This is a genomic window from Flavobacterium sp. xlx-214 (genome assembly GCF_013874595.1).
Lineage (GTDB): Bacteria > Bacteroidota > Bacteroidia > Flavobacteriales > Flavobacteriaceae > Flavobacterium.
Genome location: NZ_CP059431.1, coordinates 2356034 through 2375638, shown reverse-complemented (window position 1 = coordinate 2375638; position 19605 = coordinate 2356034). Strand labels below are relative to the sequence as shown.

Here is a 19605-nt window from a genome sequence, read left to right as displayed (position 1 = left end):
AACTTTTCTTTGGTGTACATAACCGAACAGTTTAGTGTTCATTTACGGACAGTTTTATTTTTTCTTTTTTTCTTAATATCATACGTTATAAGCAATTACCAAAATATAAATAAATGGCACGTTATTTAGAAGCTTATAAGTAACAAAATGCTATTGAAAAGCAATACTTGTTTGGTAAATTTATAAAATAATGGACACTAAAATCAACACAAAAACTAAAAAATATAAAAGGTTAGCATTTATACTTGCAGCCCTAATTTTAGTACTTGTTGGTTGTGTTTACATCATGCAACAGCCTCGTACATTAACTGTAAATAAATCTGAATTAATGATTAAAGAAGTAACAGAAGATTACTTTGAAGATTATATCGTTTTTCAGGCTCAAATTCAACCCTTACATTCTATTTTAATTAATGTAATAGAAAGCGGATCTGTTCAAGAATTATTTACCGAAAATGGCGCTATGGTAACCAAAGGAATGCCCATTGCTCAATTATACAATCCAAATACAGAACTTAATTACCTAACACAAGAAACGGCAATTATTGAACAAATGAATCAGTTAAACGTAGCTAAATTAACCATACGCAACCAAGAATTAAGCTTATCAAAAGATTTTGTTGCTATTGATCATGATTACAACCAAGCAAAGTCTGAATTTGATGTTAATAAAAAGCTCTATGAAAAAGAAGTTGTGTCTAGAAACGATTGGGAACGCACTCAGGAAAAATACAGATACCAACAAGAACGCAAGGCAATTATACAAAAATCATTAACCAGAGAAAAAGAATCGAATGTTTTGCAATTAAAACAAATTGATGATGCATTGGCTATCATGCAAAAAAGCCTGAATATATTAAGGCAAAACAAAAAGAACTTTTTAATAGTAGCTCCAGAAACTGGAAGGTTGAATTCATTTGAACTAGCTATGGGACAATCTGTTGAAGCGGGCAAAAGTATTGGAAAGATAGATATACTAAGTGGTTACAAACTAGTTGCTATGGTTGATGAATATTATTTAGACCGCATGCAAGAACAACAATACGGACAAATTGAAATAAAAGAGCAGATGATAAAAGTAAAAGTCGTTAAGATATCGCCCGAAATAAAAAACGGAAAGTTTAAAACCGAATTAGAGTTTATAGACAAGATACCCAACAATTTACAAGAAGGACTTTCTGTAGGTGTAAAACTAACACTTTCTGAAAAACAACGTATTAAAGTACTTCCAAAAGGATCTTTCTACACCACCACACAAGGCAAATGGATATTTGTAGTAGAAAATAACAAAGCTAAAAGAAGAAAAATAGAATTAGGTAGAGAAAACCCTCAGGTTTATGAAGTTATATCTGGCTTAAAGAATGGTGAAAAAATCATTACATCAAATTACGAAGATTATCAATTAATACAAGAATTAAACATTATAAATTAAAATGAAAAAACTTACAACAGTAATTGCTTTATTTGCCACAATTGCATTGGGTTATGCACAAAATTGCTCATGCGAAAGTAATTTTGAATGGGTAAAGAAAACATTTGAAGAAAACGATGCCGGTTTTGAACACATCATTGCAAAAAAAGGGCAACAAGCATATACAGACCATAATCAAAGAATTGCAACTAAAATTAAAGATGCTAAGGATATTGTTACCTGTACTGATGTTTTATATGAATGGTTAGAGTTTTTTAGATCAGGACATATTGACATTTCGTTGTCAGACAAAATACAAGAGCAAAATACTGCTACAACAACAAAGCAAGATTTTTCTAATTGGGAAACCTTTAAAGTTGATGTACCTAAATTTGAAAACTATTTAAAACTGAAAAAAGAAACCGATTATGAAGGTATTTGGTTCACAGAGCCTTATAAAATAGGTATTAAGAAACAAGGTACCAATTACATTGGTTTTATTATAGAATCGGGTGCTGATACTTGGAAAAAAGACCAAGTGAAATTAAAAATCGATACCAAAACACAAAGCAGTACTTTTTACATGCGCGATCATTCTGCCATAAAATCAAATACAATTGAATTAATGGGTAGCAATTACTTAAAAATAGGAAATATGCTTTTAAAAAGAGTATACCCTAAGTTACCAACAGATGAAAAAGTAGAAGCTTATTTAACCATGTTGCAAGCTAAAAAACCATATATAGAACAATTAAACAGTAAAACGTTAATGTTGCGTATTCCTTCTTTCCGTCAGGAAAATAAAGCTACTATTGATAGTTTATTAGCAAGCAATAAAGCGCTTATTTTAAAAACCGAAAATTTAATTATTGACATACGAAATGGCACAGGCGGTAGCGATGCTAGTTTTAATGAACTAATTCCGTATTTATATACAAACCCTATAAGAACCGTAGGGGTTCAGTTTAGATCTACTCAATTAAACAATCAACGCATGCTTGATTTTATAAACAAACCAGAATATGGTTTTGATGACGAAGGTAAAAAATGGGCTCAAACTGCTTATGATAAATTAAATAAAAACTTAGGTAAATATGTAGGTTTAAATACTTATGATGTAAGTCAAACAAGTTTAGACACCATATATGAATATCCTAAAAACATTGGCATCATTATTAACAAAGGAAACGGTAGTACAGATGAGCAATTTTTGCTTGCAGCCAAACAAAGCAAAAAAGTAAAGCTATTTGGTAGAACTACCCATGGTGTATTGGATATATCAAACATGTATTTTGTAGATTCGCCTTGTAAAGAATTTCAATTAGGGTATGCCCTTTCTATAAGCAAACGAATTCCTGGTTTTGTAATTGATGAAATTGGTATTCAACCTGATTATTTTATGGACGATGATATACCTGAGCAAGATTGGGTTTCACAAACAAATGATATTTTAAACAACTAAGAACAAGATGATAAAAATAGAAAATCTTTCAAAAGTGTTTGTAACAGAATCAATTCAAACCAAAGCACTAAACAATATAAGTTTTGAAATAAAATCGGGGGCATTTGTTTCTATCATGGGACCATCGGGTTGCGGAAAATCAACCTTATTAAATATTATTGGTTTACTTGATGATTTTAACGAAGGCAGTTACATTATTTTAAATGAAGAAATGGCAAAAAGTACCGAAGCTAAACGTGCTAAAGTACGCAAAGATACCATTGGTTTTATTTTTCAAAATTTTAATTTGATTGATGAATTATCGGTCTATGATAATATTGAATTACCCATGATTTATGCAAAAGTTTCAAAAGCCGAAAGAAAAAAAAGAGTTCAAGAAATAGCCGAAAAACTAAATATTTTACACAGATTACAACATTTTCCGCAACAACTTTCTGGTGGGCAACAACAACGTGTAGCTGTAGCGCGTGCATTGGTTATGAACCCTAAACTAATTTTAGCCGATGAGCCTACAGGTAATTTAGATAGTACAAACGGTACCGAAGTAATGGAACTACTTACCAATTTACATCAACAAGGTACTACCATACTTATGGTAACACACTCTGCACAAGATGCTGCTTATTCTGATACTATTATTACCATGAAAGACGGTGCTATTTTAAGCGAAAAACAAAACCAAAGAAATGTAAATGTATTTACCCATCAAAAATAACTTGCGTACAAATGATTAAAAGTTGGTTTCAAATATTCATTAACCATTCCGTTAAAAATAAAACCTTTACGTTGTTAACCATAGTTGGTTTGGCTATTGGTATTACGGGCGTTATTTTCTCTACTCTTTATTGGCAAAGTGAAAAAAGCTACGACCAATGGAACTCTGAAAAAGAGCACGTTTATGAAGTACTAAGTGTTTTACCAAATGGCGACACTTGGGGCTATTCTCAATCGCCATTAGCTAAAAACATCAAAGTAAAAACAAGTAAATTAAAAGATTACTGTTATTACTTACCTTTTTATCTAAATGATAATATTGTTGTAAACAGCAAAAACTTTTATGTAAACCAAGTGTTGGTTGCGCAAACCAATTTCTTTGACTTTTTTCCGTTTGAATTTACAAAAGGAAGTAAAGAAGCATTTAAAAACAACAAAAATGCCATTGCTTTAGAAGAAAAAGAAGCAGTTCTGCTTTTTGGCAAGCAAAACCCCATTAATCAAACCGTTATTATGAATGGTGAAAAACTAAGAGTAATGGGTGTTTATGTTTCGCAAAAACCATCATCAGTACAACCAAAATATGTAATTTCTATTGATATGAATGGTTTTTCTGAAGATAATAATGCTTGGGGCGATTATAATTATTGTTTACTATTAAAACTAAACCAACCAACAGATGTTACCGAAATAGAGCAAGTTGCAGAAAACGTTTTAACTACCAACAAACTAATTCCTGCTGCTAAAGATCAAGGAGTTACTTTAGAACAATTTACTAAAGAAAACGGCAAGTTTACAGTTAAACTACAATCATTAAGCAATGCCCGTTTAAGTAAAAATGTAACAGGTTTCTTAGAAGGCAAAGGCAATAGATTGTTTTTACAAATAAACGTAGGTTTGTCTGTATTAATTTTGGCTCTTTCTATAATTAATTACATTAATTTATCTACTGCGCAAGCAATGCGTCGTGCTAAAGAAGTAGGTGTAAAAAAAGTATTTGGTGCCTCTAAAAAAAATATAATAGCACAATTTGTTTTTGAAACATCTTTAATTACCTTGCTTGCCTTATTTTTTGCTTTATGCATAACAGAGTTGTGTTTGCCTTATTACAATGCTTTAATTGATAAAGCGTTGCAAATACATTTAGCTCATTATTGGCTGTACTTAATACTTATTTTTGTAGTTGTAGTAGTTTGTGCAGGCTTTTTCCCAGCTTTGTATATTGCTAACTTTAAAGAAATTAATGTATTAAAAGGTAATTTTGCTCGTAGTAAAAATGGTATTTGGTTGCGCAACGGCATGTTAATTTTACAATTTAGTATTGCTACCTTCTTTATAGTAAGCGGTTTTATTGTTACCAAACAAGTAAACCACTTAGCCAACAAAGATTTAGGCTTTAATGCAGAACAAATTATTAGTGTTAAATACGGTGGTTATGCTAACAACAAGTTTAATTCGTACACTTCTTTTAAAAATGATTTATTAAAAATAAAAGGCGTTACCAATGTTAACATAAGTACTGCTAATATTGGCAGCGGTTCCGGATCAACTTCTAGTTTTTCATTACCTAATAGTACTTTTTCTACACAAGCGCATAATATTGCTTTTGATTTTGGCTATTTAAACATGTTTAAAATAGAACTAAAAGAAGGAAGAGATTTAACCAATGCAATAGCATCAGATACTATAGAAAATGTACTTATAAACCAACGAGTTGTAAAAGATTTAGGAGGAAATGTACCTTTAGGAACCAGCTTTACATGGAATGGTCAAAAAATGAAGGTGGTAGGAATTGTAAACAACTTTAATCTTACATCTCCGCAAGAAGAAATTCCTCCAATGCTTTTTATGCATGTAAAAACAGTTGATTGGATGACATCAAACATCAACAATGTTTTAATAAAAATAAACCCAGAGCATACAAAAGAAACCCTTGCAGCTATTGAAACTTTTTGGAAGAAGAAAGTAGATGCAAATACCCCTTTTGAATATGATTTTGTAGATAAAAAGTTTGCACGTTCTTATGAAACCTATACCAAACAGCAAAAAATGTTTCGTATTTTAAACATTGTGGTATTAACCATAGCTTTGTTTGGTTTATTTGCATTAGCATCGTTTACCATAGAACGCAGATTTAAAGAAATTGCAATACGCAAAGTATTAGGTGCCCAAACAAGTACACTTATAAAACTATTAACCAAGCAATACATATACATGGCAATAGCAGGTTTTTTCATTGCTTTGTTTCCAAGCTATTTACTTATGCAACAATGGTTAAATAATTTTAATTACCGCATTACCATAGATCCATTTACATACGTATTCTCATTTTTAATTTTAGTTTGCTTAACCCTTCTTGTAGTACTTTTAAAAGCATATACAGCTACACAAATTAATTTGCTACGCTTTATAAAATATGAATAATTTACTCTATTAATTATGTTTGTTACTGTTGTTGTTTTTCCCTTTATTGGGAAAAGCGCAGCAGTAAATTAAATAGTTTAAAAGTAATACAAGAAAAAAACACTCCAAAAAAAGCAGTACCTAACGTACTGCTTTTTTTATAGATTGTACTATAGTTTTATTTAGTAGTTATTTGTACGAACGTAATGCTTTCAATGGCTGGTAATATAGTAAGATTATAAGTTGTCTATTTAAAGTAAAGAATATTTACTTTTTATATAAGCCTTTTATCACCATTTCGTTAATATTTTTTCATCAGCAAATAATAAATCTTTTCTTTGAGGAAATCTGCCATTTATATAATCAAAATATGTAATATTCTCATCAAATAAACCATATTTATTATCATAATTTATTATTCTAATTTTCTCCCACGTATTATGTCTAAATTCATATCCAAGAAAAACTTCTGAAAAACCTATAATAGGTTTGTTTAAAAGGACAAATAGTCTAACATTGTCTATTTTAAAACTTTCAATTTGTTGAATAATTCTAGAACCAATACTTTCAAAATTTTTTGCATTAGAAATTTTGATTAATGCTTTAGAATTAGTAATCTCATTTTCCTCATTTTCAAATAAATAAAATGATTTGATAGCTAATTCTATATTAAAAGTGCTATTATCTCTGTAATCTATTTTAAAAGTCCAATCTAAATTTAAAAAAAAATTTTTCCACTTCTCTACTATATTATCTATAGAATTAATCTCATTAATTAATAATATATTTTTTTCTATTAAATCCGAAATATATTTTTTGTGATCTTTAATTTGAAAATTTAAAATTACTTGTTTGGCAAAATTTAAATCACAAGTAAAGAACTCTTTGTTTTTTTTGTATCTAAATTCGCTTAATTCTTTGTGAATTTCTTTTTCAACATTAGTAATATCATAAAAATCATAACTACCTTCAATAGTAAATTCTTCAGGTATTGAAGTTGATGAAGAAAGTTGGAGAGATCTTGTATTTGCATCACTTTTTGTCATTCCAATTTTTAATAAATTAGTATGAAAAATCTCATTTGAAAGTATATAGATATATCCTTTTTTCATTCTTTTAGATAGTATTATACATAAAAACGTTTTATTATAAATATTTAATTGAATATACTTACAATTAAAATTATATAAAATTTATTTGATAAATTATTTTTAAACAAAACTAAAGATATAAAAGTTCTATCTAAAATTTATTAATAAAATATAACCTGTTTTATGTTTTTTTGCTAAAAAATAATTTTAATTCTCAAACAATATCACAAAAAAACAGTATATTTATAATAAATAAAACAGTTATTATATAAATAACACAAACAATACTGCTTATGAATGCATAATAACTACTTTAAGTATGGCTTTTTATTAAAGGCTATTTAAGAAAAAGTCATCCATTTGTATACTTTACAACACAAGGCTTTTTTGTTATTTCTGTATTTTACAATTAAAGAAATTAATTATTTATAAAATCTAAGCTTTTACATTTAAAATAAAGTGTTTTAAAAAAACACAGATGTAAAAGAAACTTTTTATACCAAAAAAAAGACTCTTTATACTATAAAAGAAGCTCTTTTTACTAACAAAGAAACTCTTTTTACCTACAAAGAAGTTCTTTTTACTGACAAAGAAATCCTTTTTACTGACAAAGAAACTCTTTATGCTAATGAAGAAATTCTTTTTACTGACAAAGAAGCTCTTTATGCTAATAAAGAAACTTTTTTTACAAACAAAGACGCTTTTTTATCAAAGATAAATCAATAAAAAAAGGCTTATCTACAATTTTGGTTTGTAAAAAATACAAATGCTGCTTTATAAAATAAATTATTTCCTATTTAATTACAAAGAGTATGAAAAAATACAAACTTCTAATAAATTTTGTGTACTTTTCTAACATTAAATTGTTAGATAAAGCCAAACACATACTAGCATCGTTAGAACCTAATGTAGGTTTAACGCTTGCAATTCAAGTACCTTATTACGATGAATTAAATCAAGTTACCATTGATTTTGAAGAAGCTATGGAAAAAGCAAAAAATGGCGATAGAGTTGAAATTGCCAAACGCAACCAAATACGTACAACCGTAATTGATGCTCTTTTGCAAATTAAGGCTTTTTTAGAGCTAAATTATGGTAGTGATTATGTTACTTTAGTAAGTAGTGGTTATGATTTACAAAAAGAACGTACACCAATTGGCGAATTACCCACACCAGCAAATATACAGTTAACATCTACTCAAGAAAGGTGTATAATGGTAAACATAAAAGCCGTTAAAGGCGCCAAAATGTATGTATGTGAATACGGCTTGGCTAATGAAGAAGCTACACAGCTTATAGTAAACAGCAAAAGTACGTTTAAAATTACAGATTTGCCAAGTGCATCTATTTTCAGGGTACGTGCTGCCGCTGTTGGTACAGGTAGTAGTCGTAATTTTACACAATACAAAACGGTAGTGGTTAGTTAAAAAAACATGTTTTCTATTATTTTTTAAAACGGTGATTGTTGTAAAGCATTCATCGTTTTTTATTTGGCATCAATATACCTTCATTTCATTAAATGTTCAAAACGTTCTATGAATCTATTGTATATTTTTTGTACATTTAATTTTACTTATAAAAAGGTTTTAAACAAAAACACATCAAAAATGAAAAGCATCTACTCTATTTTGCTATCTGTAGTTTTATTATTATCAAGTTGCGCAAGCACAAAACAAATAAAAGATGCAATACCAGAGCATAGTACTTTTACTATAAAATCGGCACATGTTCATGAGGATAGAATAATAAATGTTTGGCTACCAGAAGAATATCAAAACAACTTAAATGCTTATCCGGTTATGTATATGGCAGATGGTGGTGTAAAAGAAGATTTTCCACATATTGCACAAACATTAGCAAAGCTAATTAAAGAGAAAAAAATCAAACCTATTATACTTGTTGGTATTGAAAATACTCAAAGAAGAAGAGATTTAACGGGGTTTACCGAGGTTGAGCAAGATAAACAAATTGCACCTGTTGTTGGTGGTTCTGAAAACTTTAGAGCATTCATAAAAAACGAATTAATTCCTGAAATTAATGCTAAGTACAGAACAACAAATGAGAAAAGTATTATAGGAGAATCTGCATCGGGACTTTTTGTTATGGAAACGTTTTTCCTTGCTCCTGAAATGTTTGATAAATACATTGCTTTTGATCCATCGTTATGGTGGAACAATCATTATTTGGTACAAACAGCACAAGAACACTTAGCAAACTTCCCAACTAATAAAAAAGTATTGTGGTTTGCAGGGTCAAATGAGCCTACTATTGCTCCGTATACCCAAGAATTATCAAAAATACTACAAACAAAAAATTTAGTAAATTTAACTTGGCAGTATGCTGATGAACCTAATGAAGAACATTTAACTATTTTTAAAGCAACAAAAGAAAAAGCACTTATTTGGGCATTAAATAATCCTAAATAATAAAATAATTTATACAAATATTTTCTTTTAAGTTTAAAGTATATTTTATTTACTAACAAATAGTTACACTAAGTTCTACACATTTTTTACTTATTTAATTTTGACTATAAAAAGCTGCAAATGATAACAAATTTTGACAAATTAGAAGATACAAAACATATGTTAGAGTGGTTTTCTAACAATCCGTTTAAAGAAATAACTACTACTATTGAGCAACTATTTATAAAACAAGAGCCTAATACTAAAATGCTTTCTTTTGAAATAACAAGTAATCCGGAATGGCTTACGGGTGGTAAAAAATCTGAAAACAATGATACTGTAATTTTAGTAAGAAGTGGTGTTGCTGTTTCTTGTAATTTTACGCTTCAGAATAATAAGGATGTATACCATTTAAAAGGTATTTTTACTTGGGTTGGTGTACATTTAAATACAACGCCTATAACCAATATGTGGATGGATATAGATGGAACTTTAGATGAATTTGGTAAAGAGGGAAAATTAAAAGAACGTATTTATGAATTAGATTCTTAAAAATAAACAAATCAATAATGTTACTACAAAGAATTACAATCCTTTTTATATTTCTTAATATTTCAACCGTTTTTGCACAAGAAGACTATCAATTTTCTGCTGATATTTTAGCTCAAATTGATAAAGATACTGTTTCATGGAAATACCAAACGGGTGCAACCGCATTATCGTTTAGTGGTTATTACAAAGAGGTGCTTAAAATATGGGATAAAAACGGAGTTAGAAAACAAAAGATAACAGCAGATGATAGTTTGTATTTTGCAAGCAGCAAAAAAATAAATGCAAAAGACTATATCATAAAACAATCTAAAAATGCACAAGTTATCATTATAAATGAGGCACATCATGTTGCTAGTCACCGCACTTTTACCACATCTCTTTTAAAAGAATTGTATAAAAACGGGTATCGATACTTGGGTCTTGAAGCATTGCAGGATGTAAGTGTAAATCAACAAAAATATGCTGTAACAGAAACAGGATACTACACAAAAGAACCTGAATTTGGCAATTTAGTTTACGAAGCTTTAAAAATAGGTTATACCCTTTTTCATTACGAAGCAGCAGAAGGAAAAAACAATAAAGAAAGAGAAATAGAGCAAGCGCAAAACATTCAAAACTTTATGAAAATTGTTCCTAACGGAAAATTTATTATTCATTGCGGTTATGCACATGCGTATGAAAACGATTATCCTGCGTGGGGCAAGGCTATGGCTGGCAGATTAAAAGAAAGCATGAACATTGATCCTTTTACTATAGATCAAACTCAGTTTTTAGAAAGATTTGATACAGCAAACAATCATTTATTTACCAATCTTAATACTACAGGAGCACCTATTGTTTTAATAGATAAAAATGGCGTTGTATTTAATGGAAAAACCGATCCTAAACAAACAGATGTTGTAGTTATACATCCACCAACAAAATACATTAACAATCGCGCTGATTGGTTTATAAAAGGAAAAACAAAATACAGTGTACCTGCTTCTAAAAGCAACAATAATAAACCTTTATTGGTTTTAGCTTATAGAAATGCCGAATTTGAAAACAAAGGTACACCTGCTGATGTTATAGAAATTACAAATAACCATGCAGCCAAAGACCTATATCTTGCAAAAGGAAAGTATACTATTGTTATAAAGGATAAAAACTACCAAATCATAGATCAATATCAAGTTAAGATTAAATAACATAGGGTAATACTTAGCCGTTTAACAAAATTAATCTGTTATTTTACTTAGTGATTTTATAATAAACAAGAAATGAAATTTTTAACCGTAATTCTATTCTTTCTCATATTTACAGCCTCTTATTGTCAAGAAACAGACAATAACAGATTAAATACGTTGCTTGTTCTTTATGAAAATGCTGATACCGACAGTTTAAAAAGTATTCTTTGGGTTGATGTAATTAATGAGTTTGAAAAAAATATACAAGCAGGAAACTTTCATAACACACAAAATCAAAATAGATTATATGATAAAAATCAATATGAGCTTTCTATTATCAACATATCACAATACAGCTCTGAAAGCAATCGTTTTATTTGTCATAGCATTTCTAAAGGTTTTTCTGAAAATTGGAATTACATAACTCAGAAAAAAAAGGATAATACCTATGAAATCATCCTTAAAGAAGAAGATTCAAATCCTTTTTATACAGAAGTTCACGATTTAAATGACAATACCTTTCTTTTGTTTACCAAATACATTGATATGTCGTTTAGTTGTTATTCAGCTTATGTTATGAAAGTCGAAAATAACGGCGTTACCAGACAAGACGCTTTTAAAAATAAGCAAGACGTGCTTTCTGTTTGCAGTTGGACCAATATTGATGAGAGTTATTGGAAAAGCGATCCAAAAACGGGTATTGCTACGTTGGTTGGTGGTATGGCATACTATAAAGCCATTCCTGTTTTGTTTCATCCTAAGAGTAAAACAATTAGTTATACTTTTTACAGTCCAGAAAAGCGAAAAGAAATTACACGAAAAGCATTATTTAAAAAAGGAGGTTTTAATATAGATAGTTATGATGCTAGAAGCTTTGAAGAATAGCACAAAATAGAGCGCATCTATTTTACATACCAGATACTCTAAACAAATTAGAAACAAAAAAACACTTGATTTTAAAACAATTAGAAAAAAAAAACGTAACTTTTTGTATCTTTAATTTTATTAGAGACCACATTAAACGCAAAATACATGAAAAAGTATTTTAAATTGATTTTATTACTATTTATTGTAACGGCTTGCAAAGATTCTGTAAACAATAATGTTATTGCTCATACTCCTGTTGAAGAAAACTTATCTTTTGAGGACATGCCCAATGAAAATACAACATATGATACTATTTATACAGTAAATACTACTAATAACAATTTACTTATTAAAGAGCTTAAAGCAAAATTAAAAGCCGCACACTTTACTTTTGAAGAAACAAAAAGTGCAGGAGGTTATTCTTACAATAATTGCGAAGAAAATAAAGTAATTTTTGTTAAGGGAGATGGTGTTAGATCGTACTTTGCTAGAAGTAAAAAACCCGAAAAAGGAACAAAAGATTTTTATCCTGATTTTACGATTAGCGTTTATGAATTTGCTTCGAATAAAATAGCGCAACAAAACTTTGAAATACTAGAAAAAGCGTTACATTCTGCAGGAAGATTTTGTAATGGAAAATCGCCAGAGAAAATCATCATCAATGGAAATGAAGTTTTTCATTTAGGAACAAGAGCAGAAATGTTTAGAACTTATACCGAAAAATACGGCAATTTCATTAAGAATTTCAACAAACCAAACACGCCTCAACATTAAAAAGAAAACCTATCCTTTTTAAGGGATAGGTTTTTAACTTTATTATTATTAAACAACAATTATTCAGTCATAACTTCGCCTGATTTTCTATAAATGAAATTTCCATAAATATGTCTTCTTGCAAAACGACTTGGAGAATCGGCGTTAATCATCTTAATAAACGTATTTTTAGGAACACCAATATATTCAAAAATACTACCATTAAGATGTTGAATCTTTAATATTTGTTTCTCAAAATAAAAATCTTGAATCATTGATTTTGAAATGGTTTCTGTATACTCTTCTTTGTATTTATCCTGAGTTTCTTCATTAATACTTACAAGAAAATGATATGCTTCAATAACCGCTTTACTTTTTTCTTCTGCAGCTAATTTACCTACTTCATCATTTACAAACTTATCAGGATGTGTATCTTTCATCGTGTTTCGGTAAATTAATTTTAAGTCTTTTAAAGTCGCCGTTTTATCAACACCTAGCAATTTTCTATGCTCTACAATTCTTTTCATATTATGAATTTACATTTCAGGTGCAAAATTAGTTCTTTAAAAATGGAAACAAAACTTTTATTTTTATAACATAACAATTGAAGTTTACTTGCCAACAAGAGCAAGCTTAAAACGTAAAAGAAAATCATCTACAAATAACTTTTCACCCATTCTTGAAACTTGTTTTTGTAGGTTTCGCCAATTGGAATGATTTTGTCTTGAATAAAAATCCGATTGCGTTCAATGGTTTCAATTTGATCTAAACGAATGATAAACGATTTATGGATGCGCATAAAATCTAGATTAGGTAATTTGCTTTCAAAATCTTTCAGCGTATCTAACACAATTAATTTTTCATTTTTAAGATGTAAATACAAGTAATCTTTTAAACCTTCAATCAACAGCAAATCGGTTAAACGAATTTTAACCAACTTACCATCCGTTTTCACAAATAAAAATTCTTCCGGTTTTTCTTCTACTTTTACAGCTACTTCAGTTACAACTTCTTTAAAAAGAGTTTCAATTTTTTGCACACTTTTGTAAAATCGATCAAACGAAATAGGTTTTAATAAATAATCAACCACATTATGCTCGTAACCATTTAAAGCATATTCACTATAAGCCGATGTGATAACAAACTTGGTTTTGTTACCCAACATTTCCATCATTTGTAAGCCTGTTAATTCAGGCATTTGAATATCAATAAACAATAAATCAATTGTTGTTTGGGCAATTAACTGTAAAACTTCAAACGGATTCGTAGTAGCCTTTATCAATTCAAAACTCGGAATCTTTTCTACATATTTCGATAATAAAGCTACTGCCATTGGCTCATCATCTAAAATAACACAACGAATTGTTTTCATAAATGGATAGTTAAGGTAACATAATGCATTTGTTGATTTGAAACAATAGTTAACGAATGTTTTTCGGGAAAATACAATTGTAATCGTTTTTTAATATTTTCGATACCAATTCCCGACTGTTTATCTTTTTTGAAAGAATGAATTGCATTTTCTGTTTGTAAAATTAACTGATTTTTAGTTTGAGTAAGTGTTATGCGAAAAACACTGTTTGGGTTATTTAATACACCATGTTTAAAGCCATTTTCTACAAAAGGAATAAGCAATAAAGGCGGAATACGACATTCTAGATTTTCGATATTCTTTTCAAAAACAATATGCACATCTCCTGAAATACGCATAGATTCTAAGGCTATAAAATCTTCTATATACGCCACTTCTCTTTGCAATGCAATGGTTTCATTTTGACTTTCATACGTCATATAACGCATTAAACCACTTAACTGTTCTACAGCAGGTAACGCTTTGTCTGATTTTTCGAAAATTAAATAATAAATATTGTTTAAAGTATTGAAAATAAAATGTGGATTGATTTGAGATTTCAGGAAATTGATTTCGGTTTCGCGTTTACTTTCTAATAATGTAATTTGATCTTTTTGCAAACGCAACATATTGATAATGAACCACAAAATAGACGAAGCCATAATTGGACGACTACCATAATAAAGATTATCGTAAATATAAAAAAATACAGTAGTGCCCTTATAATAGTTGTGAAAACCAAACCAATGTAAAAACAATACCTCTTCTATTACATAACGTGTAGCTATAAAAATAACGAACAAGCTTGCAAACGATAGAATGATGCGTTTTATGTTTTGCACATCAAAAAAGCGCGGCATAAACACCAAATAATTCAAATAAAAGATGAAAATGTATAAAAAGTTGAACGAAAAAGAAAATAAAATAGATGGATTGCTAAAATCAAAAGATAAAAGAGGTACCGATATTCCTTTTTTAACTTCATCATACACTACTAAATCTTGAAAAATATAGTATATCCAAAATAACAAGTGCAGTAATAGTACGTATTTCTTTTTCATTTGTTCTAGCTTAATTCTGAATCGTAAAAGTAGAAGAATATGTAAAATAATTATTTGTTTTTCGACAAAAACCTTCTTTTATACGATGAACGCCTTGATCGGATTTTTTGAGCTATTGGTCAAAATAAAATAAATAAGCATTAAAAAACGGCAACATTTGTCAAAAAATATTACAAATGAAAACAATACTACATTTTTTAATTGCTTTAGGCTTTTTGTGTACCTCTTCTTTATTTGCACAAACCTATGAAGTAAAAGCCTTAGTAAAAACCAATAATGAACCTGCTACCTTTTATGATGTACTTTTAATTGGAAAAGACACTTTAACTAGCAATACCGATGCTAACGGTTATTTTGCTATAAACGCGCAAACAGATACCTACCGTTTAGAAATTTTGTATTTTGATACCGTTGTGTATGAACAAAATTTGACTGTAAACAACTCTATTGATTTAGGAATAATAACCCTAAATGACGAAACCGAATTAAGTGAAGTGGTTATAGAAACCGCTAAGAAATTAACAGAACGCAAAGCAGACCGTTTTGTGTACTATGTAGAAAATGCCACTGCATCAGCTGGCGGAACTGCTTTAGATGCATTAAAAACAACACCTGGTGTTACCATTACACAAGAAAGCATAGGCGTTACAGGAAAAAATTCGGTCATGGTTTTAATTGATGACAAACCAACTTATATGAATCAATCGGAGTTGATGCACTATTTAGAAAGCATCAGCGCTAATAATCTTTCAAAAATAGAAGTAATTACCACTCCGCCAGCAAAATATCAAGCTGAAGGTAACAGTGGAATCATTAACATTGTAACCAAACAAGTTAAAAAAAATAGTTGGAATGCAACACTTGGCGGGGCTTATCAACGTAGTAGAAGAAACACCCAACAATACATCACAGCATTTAATCTGCAAAAAAATAAAGTAACACTTAAAACCTCTATAAATACCGGTTTGCGTAGATCTTTAATTAATTGGAATAATGATATTTACTATCCAGATGCTTTTTGGCAAAACGAAAATTATTCAGATGCAAAAAACCGAAACATCAGCGGACAATTGGCTTTGGATTATCAACTTACCAAAAAATGGACAATTGGAACCAAATTATCAACTTATGTTTCTAAGTTCACAGATGTACAACCACAGGTTACCACTATTTTTGATGTAAAGGGAGGAAACATACAGCAATATTTAAAAAATAATGCCACATCAAACCATAAAACCTATCAACAAATTTACAATCTGTATACGGAATACAAACTAGATACATTGGGCAAAAAAATAACTTTTGATGTGGACTATGTAAATTATCATACACCTAATTTTAATAACTATACCTACGCTAAATACACACCAAGTGACGAAATTATTGCGAATACAACACATGGCGGAATAAATGATGTAGCTATTAAAATAAAAAATTTATCTGCAAAATTAGATGCGGAACTACCTACCCCATTTGCTGATTTTACTGCTGGTGCACGATTTTCAAAATCGAAATCAAATAACTTATTACGTGCATTCTCTCAAAACGAAAATGGAGAAATGACGTATGATACCAACTTATCAAACTATTTTGAATACACTGAAAATAATGAAGCTTTATATGTATCGGCAAGCAAAAAATTAAATGAAAAATGGAGTTTTCAAGCAGGTTTACGTTTAGAGGCTACTCAAACAGAAGGCTACTCAAGAGAAACGAATAATTTACATAAAAATGATTATTTAAAACTGTTTCCTACTTTATATGCGCTACATCAATTCACTGATAATAAAAGTTTAGGATTCAATTATTCACGTAGAATTCGTCGTCCTAGCTACGAAAGTTTAAATCCTTTCCGAACCATTAACAATGAGTTTAGTTATAATGAAGGAAATCCCTTCTTAAAACCATCGTTTACACATAATTTTGAATTAACATTTACGTACAAAACATTTGATACACGTATTCACCTTTCAAAAATGGACGATGGGGTTAATCAAGCATCCATGTTAAATGCAGAGACCAAACAAAACAACTATATTTGGATGAACTATGTAGATGAGCAATCAATAGGCTTAACACAAAGTTATACTGTTAAACCTAAAGCTTGGTGGACAAGTGTTAATACCTTATATGCTGGGTATTCAGAATCGAATATTGCCATTTCTACTCAAAAATACAAAGGTGTTTCGGGTTCATTTTACACAACAAACGATTTTACGTTAAATGGTAACAAAACATTATTTTTAAGTGTTAGCTATTTTCAGAATTTTGGTGAAACCTTTCAAAACACAAAATTAAAACCGTATGCAAAATTTTACGCAACTGTAAAGTATTTAATGCTTGATAAAAAACTAGAACTTGGCATTAGCGGTACTGATATTTTTAATGGTCGTGAATACATAACACAAGAAATGTATGGTGTTAGTCAGCAATTTAAAAATATATGGGATATGCAACGCGTACGATTTTCACTTACGTATCGCTTTGGTAACAACCATTTAAAAACCAACGAACGTCAATCGGGAAATTCTGAAGAATTAAACAGGATGTAATAAAAAATCAGCTCAAGTGAGCTGATTTCTTTTTTTATTCAACGTTTATTTATTGCCTATATCATATTAAAGGGTTAACAAGTAATGTTGTATAATAGTGTATATTAATAAAATCTTATAGATTCCACGATATTACATCTAATTGTTTTTAAAGATTTAATAATATTTTCTTCTTTTGGTAAATCTCCAAAAACAAGTAGCTTAAAATCATACAAATAACTTTCTTTAATTTTATCCCAAGTCTTTTCTAAATCAGTAAACAAAATAGACTCCTTTGGGTGATTATCTAACCATTTATTATCATTTTTATAACTCTCAATATCATCTTTTCCTACTTTAATCATCATTTTATTAAACTCATCTGATTTCAAAAATTCTTTAATTTCATTTAATTCTAATAGTTGATTTAAATCGTAAATATGACGAATTTTATTTTTTAAATCTTCGATTGGATATTTAGAAAAAGAAAAACGAACCAAGCTCATTATTTTTTCACAAAAAGTTCTTTTTACATCTAAAACATTAATTTCAAAAGGTTCTAATTCATATTCAGTGATCATTTCTGAAAACCCTTTATTCTTCATCATTTCAGCAACGAAAGAAGTGATTTTTGAAGAATGATACGGTTCAAAATTCCCTAACCAAGATGCTTCTACAATTACTTTATCTCGAACTTGACCAAAATTTCCTTTTTGAAGAATTGGATATTCGTGTGCAGTCTTACGGATATTTCCACGTTTATTTGTTATTCCTTCCAAATTTATTTCAACTAAATCCATCTCCACTTTTTTAGAAATAGCTCTTAATTTACGCTTTAATTCGCTATCAGTTTCTCCTTCACTTACCAAAATAGTCAAGTCAATATCTTCAGAAAAACGTTTTATGATATCAAAACACTTTGATAAAGCCGTTCCACCTTTAAAAACCGTATAAGATTTCAACTTTGGATCTGTAAAAATCAATTTTAAAACATAAGTTACCCAATAGTCTTTTTCAACATAAATTGGTATTATTCCTTTTTCTTGAGCAGTTATCGCAATTGCTTCTTGAAACCGTTTTTGATTTAAATGTAACTTCATTTAATGTTCCAATTTATAGCATTAGGAAATTCATTCATAAGTCCATTAAATTGATATTTCGTAGCAGGATTTAATGAATTTTTCAGCGTAAAAGTATCTGTAATATTTTCTAATAAACAACCTAATAACGCACGAGTATTAGCTGGATATTTTAATGCTAATCTCAGAATAGTCTTCAATTCATCTGAAGAGTAATTCTTTAATTTAAGTTGTATTATTTTACTTGAATTTACAATAGTTGTATCAGGAATTTTCTTAATCAATCGTAATGTATCCAATAATTGTAAATATTTGATATTATCAGTTGTAATTTTATTTTTTTGAAGAATAAAACTAATTTGATACGGTTTTCGTTTGATAAAAGCTTTAGGCGTATTTCGTCCTATTTGGATTTCAAAACCAAGCTGCGTTGTTAATCCTAATTCTGAAAAAATACTTATTCCGGTTAAATAACCAATTAATTTACCATCTTCAATCAATAAATCTTTTACAACTTGTTTAGGATCTGGATTTACAGTACCGAAAACAGTTTTTTCAGGTTTATAATATTTCCCTTTCGAAAGCTTAGAGATTATATTTATTTCAGCTAATCGATTTAAATATTTTACAATGGCTTCAAAATCTACATTTACCTCGTTAATAAAATCTCTATATGTAAACACATACCCTTTGGGTAGTCTTTTGATTTTATCTTGTATTATATCAGTAGGTTTCATAAACATATTTGAATTACAAATA

Annotated in this window: 17 protein-coding genes; 11 read left to right on the top strand and 6 right to left on the bottom strand. The window is 29.1% G+C overall.

Annotation, left to right across the window (positions count from 1 at the left end; genetic code table 11):
* Positions 1-190 precede the first annotated feature (190 nt).
* From H1R17_RS11110 to H1R17_RS11095, 4 genes are read left to right on the top strand one after another with little or no spacing between them, the layout of a single operon-like run.
* Complete coding sequence (locus H1R17_RS11110; protein ID WP_163431161.1) at positions 191-1432, top strand: efflux RND transporter periplasmic adaptor subunit; 1242 nt, start codon at positions 191-193, stop codon at positions 1430-1432.
* Position 1433: 1 nt separating this feature from the next.
* Complete coding sequence (locus H1R17_RS11105) at positions 1434-2873, top strand: S41 family peptidase (protein ID WP_163431160.1); 1440 nt, start codon at positions 1434-1436, stop codon at positions 2871-2873.
* Positions 2874-2880: 7 nt separating this feature from the next.
* A complete protein-coding gene (locus H1R17_RS11100) occupies positions 2881-3588 on the top strand; it encodes an ABC transporter ATP-binding protein (protein WP_163431159.1) in 708 nt (235 codons plus the stop codon).
* An 11-nt stretch (positions 3589-3599) separates the two neighbouring features.
* Positions 3600-6011: an ABC transporter permease gene (locus tag H1R17_RS11095; protein WP_163431158.1), complete on the top strand. Its 2412-nt coding sequence runs from the start codon at positions 3600-3602 to the stop codon at positions 6009-6011.
* Positions 6012-6280: 269 nt separating this feature from the next.
* On the opposite strand, the gene H1R17_RS11090 is transcribed toward H1R17_RS11095, so the two are convergent.
* Positions 6281-7102 (bottom strand): GIY-YIG nuclease family protein, encoded by an 822-nt coding sequence (locus H1R17_RS11090; protein ID WP_163431157.1) that lies wholly within the window; start codon positions 7100-7102, stop codon positions 6281-6283.
* A 791-nt stretch (positions 7103-7893) separates the two neighbouring features.
* Between H1R17_RS11090 and H1R17_RS11085 the strand changes: the two genes are divergently transcribed.
* The 6 genes from H1R17_RS11085 to H1R17_RS11060 all read left to right on the top strand — a co-directional run bounded on the left by H1R17_RS11085 (position 7894) and on the right by H1R17_RS11060 (position 12845).
* Entirely contained in the window at positions 7894-8508 is a 615-nt protein-coding gene (locus H1R17_RS11085) for a hypothetical protein (protein ID WP_163431156.1), read from the top strand.
* 180 nt (positions 8509-8688) lie between these two features.
* Positions 8689-9507, top strand: coding sequence for an alpha/beta hydrolase (locus H1R17_RS11080; protein WP_163431155.1), 819 nt, complete (start codon positions 8689-8691; stop codon positions 9505-9507).
* A gap of 120 nt (positions 9508-9627) precedes the next feature.
* Complete coding sequence (locus H1R17_RS11075; RefSeq protein ID WP_163431154.1) at positions 9628-10038, top strand: hypothetical protein; 411 nt, start codon at positions 9628-9630, stop codon at positions 10036-10038.
* 17 nt (positions 10039-10055) lie between these two features.
* Positions 10056-11225, top strand: coding sequence for a hypothetical protein (locus H1R17_RS11070; protein WP_163431153.1), 1170 nt, complete (start codon positions 10056-10058; stop codon positions 11223-11225).
* 72 nt (positions 11226-11297) lie between these two features.
* Positions 11298-12089: a hypothetical protein gene (locus tag H1R17_RS11065; protein ID WP_163431152.1), complete on the top strand. Its 792-nt coding sequence runs from the start codon at positions 11298-11300 to the stop codon at positions 12087-12089.
* Positions 12090-12236: 147 nt separating this feature from the next.
* On the top strand, positions 12237-12845 hold the full coding sequence (locus tag H1R17_RS11060) for a hypothetical protein (RefSeq protein ID WP_163431151.1): 609 nt from the start codon (positions 12237-12239) through the stop codon (positions 12843-12845).
* Between the two features lie 59 nt (positions 12846-12904).
* On the opposite strand, the gene H1R17_RS11055 is transcribed toward H1R17_RS11060, so the two are convergent.
* From H1R17_RS11055 to H1R17_RS11045, 3 genes are all read right to left on the bottom strand, one after another.
* On the bottom strand, positions 12905-13351 hold the full coding sequence (locus H1R17_RS11055; protein WP_163431150.1) for a KTSC domain-containing protein: 447 nt from the start codon (positions 13349-13351) through the stop codon (positions 12905-12907).
* 128 nt (positions 13352-13479) lie between these two features.
* Positions 13480-14196: a LytTR family DNA-binding domain-containing protein gene (locus H1R17_RS11050; RefSeq protein WP_163431149.1), complete on the bottom strand. Its 717-nt coding sequence runs from the start codon at positions 14194-14196 to the stop codon at positions 13480-13482.
* Positions 14193-15236 (bottom strand): sensor histidine kinase, encoded by a 1044-nt coding sequence (locus tag H1R17_RS11045; protein WP_163431148.1) that lies wholly within the window; start codon positions 15234-15236, stop codon positions 14193-14195. The genes H1R17_RS11050 and H1R17_RS11045 overlap by 4 nt, the downstream gene beginning before the upstream one ends.
* A gap of 176 nt (positions 15237-15412) precedes the next feature.
* Here H1R17_RS11045 and H1R17_RS11040 point away from each other — a divergent pair, with 176 nt between their 5' ends.
* Positions 15413-17788 (top strand): TonB-dependent receptor domain-containing protein, encoded by a 2376-nt coding sequence (locus H1R17_RS11040; RefSeq protein WP_163431147.1) that lies wholly within the window; start codon positions 15413-15415, stop codon positions 17786-17788.
* A gap of 104 nt (positions 17789-17892) precedes the next feature.
* On the opposite strand, the gene H1R17_RS11035 is transcribed toward H1R17_RS11040, so the two are convergent.
* A complete protein-coding gene (locus H1R17_RS11035) occupies positions 17893-18867 on the bottom strand; it encodes a nucleotidyl transferase AbiEii/AbiGii toxin family protein (protein ID WP_163431146.1) in 975 nt (324 codons plus the stop codon).
* The gene (locus H1R17_RS11030; protein WP_163431145.1) at positions 18864-19583 is read right to left on the bottom strand and encodes a DUF6088 family protein; all 720 of its coding nucleotides are present in this window, start codon (positions 19581-19583) and stop codon (positions 18864-18866) included. The genes H1R17_RS11035 and H1R17_RS11030 overlap by 4 nt, the downstream gene beginning before the upstream one ends.
* Positions 19584-19605: the final 22 nt, after the last annotated feature.

Bases quoted from the DNA above. Each gene is read 5' to 3' on its own strand.
- H1R17_RS11085 (WP_163431156.1), top strand. From the start codon at position 7,894: ATGAAAAAATACAAACTTCTAATAAATTTTGTGTACTTTTCTAACATT.
- H1R17_RS11075 (WP_163431154.1), top strand. From the start codon at position 9,628: ATGATAACAAATTTTGACAAATTAGAAGATACAAAACATATGTTAGAG.
- H1R17_RS11045 (WP_163431148.1), bottom strand. From the start codon at position 15,236: ATGAAAAAGAAATACGTACTATTACTGCACTTGTTATTTTGGATATAC.
- H1R17_RS11080 (WP_163431155.1), top strand. From the start codon at position 8,689: ATGAAAAGCATCTACTCTATTTTGCTATCTGTAGTTTTATTATTATCA.
- H1R17_RS11095 (WP_163431158.1), top strand. From the start codon at position 3,600: ATGATTAAAAGTTGGTTTCAAATATTCATTAACCATTCCGTTAAAAAT.
- H1R17_RS11040 (WP_163431147.1), top strand. From the start codon at position 15,413: ATGAAAACAATACTACATTTTTTAATTGCTTTAGGCTTTTTGTGTACC.
- H1R17_RS11035 (WP_163431146.1), bottom strand. From the start codon at position 18,867: ATGAAGTTACATTTAAATCAAAAACGGTTTCAAGAAGCAATTGCGATA.
- H1R17_RS11030 (WP_163431145.1), bottom strand. From the start codon at position 19,583: ATGAAACCTACTGATATAATACAAGATAAAATCAAAAGACTACCCAAA.
- H1R17_RS11050 (WP_163431149.1), bottom strand. From the start codon at position 14,196: ATGAAAACAATTCGTTGTGTTATTTTAGATGATGAGCCAATGGCAGTA.
- H1R17_RS11110 (WP_163431161.1), top strand. From the start codon at position 191: ATGGACACTAAAATCAACACAAAAACTAAAAAATATAAAAGGTTAGCA.
- H1R17_RS11060 (WP_163431151.1), top strand. From the start codon at position 12,237: ATGAAAAAGTATTTTAAATTGATTTTATTACTATTTATTGTAACGGCT.
- H1R17_RS11055 (WP_163431150.1), bottom strand. From the start codon at position 13,351: ATGAAAAGAATTGTAGAGCATAGAAAATTGCTAGGTGTTGATAAAACG.
- H1R17_RS11070 (WP_163431153.1), top strand. From the start codon at position 10,056: ATGTTACTACAAAGAATTACAATCCTTTTTATATTTCTTAATATTTCA.
- H1R17_RS11090 (WP_163431157.1), bottom strand. From the start codon at position 7,102: ATGAAAAAAGGATATATCTATATACTTTCAAATGAGATTTTTCATACT.
- H1R17_RS11100 (WP_163431159.1), top strand. From the start codon at position 2,881: ATGATAAAAATAGAAAATCTTTCAAAAGTGTTTGTAACAGAATCAATT.
- H1R17_RS11105 (WP_163431160.1), top strand. From the start codon at position 1,434: ATGAAAAAACTTACAACAGTAATTGCTTTATTTGCCACAATTGCATTG.
- H1R17_RS11065 (WP_163431152.1), top strand. From the start codon at position 11,298: ATGAAATTTTTAACCGTAATTCTATTCTTTCTCATATTTACAGCCTCT.